Below are 310 nucleotides of genomic sequence, written 5' to 3' on the forward strand. Positions count from 1 at the left end.
CGTGGTCGGCGCGCTGGTGCAGGTCGCCACCGACGACAAGCTGGTGCTCGGCATGTCCGCCGTCGCCATCCTGCTCGCGTCGATCAATGTCTTCGGTGGGTTCGCGGTCACGCGCCGCATGCTCGCGATGTTCAGCAAGGGAGCCTGATCCATGGACATCACCTCCATCACCGGTGCGGCGTACATCGTCGCCGCCCTGCTGTTCATCCTGTCGCTGGCAGGCCTCTCGACGCACCAGTCGGCCAAGAACGGCCTGACCTACGGCATCGTCGGCATGGCCGTCGCGCTCGTCGCCACGGTGGCCGCGGTC

2 protein-coding genes are annotated in these 310 nt (G+C 67.4%); both read left to right on the forward strand.

Annotated elements, in window-relative coordinates; genetic code table 11:
- Positions 1–148: proton-translocating transhydrogenase family protein (locus tag ACOADB_RS26415; RefSeq protein ID WP_378606026.1), on the forward strand; the 148-nt coding region annotated here is incomplete at its 5' end.
- A 3-nt stretch (positions 149–151) separates the two neighbouring features.
- Positions 152–310 (forward strand): NAD(P)(+) transhydrogenase (Re/Si-specific) subunit beta (locus ACOADB_RS26420; protein ID WP_378606029.1); only part of this gene is annotated, 159 nt, incomplete at its 3' end.

It is taken from the genome of Nocardioides sp. CPCC 206348 (assembly GCF_048654705.1).
Taxonomy (GTDB): Bacteria; Actinomycetota; Actinomycetes; order Propionibacteriales; family Nocardioidaceae; genus Nocardioides.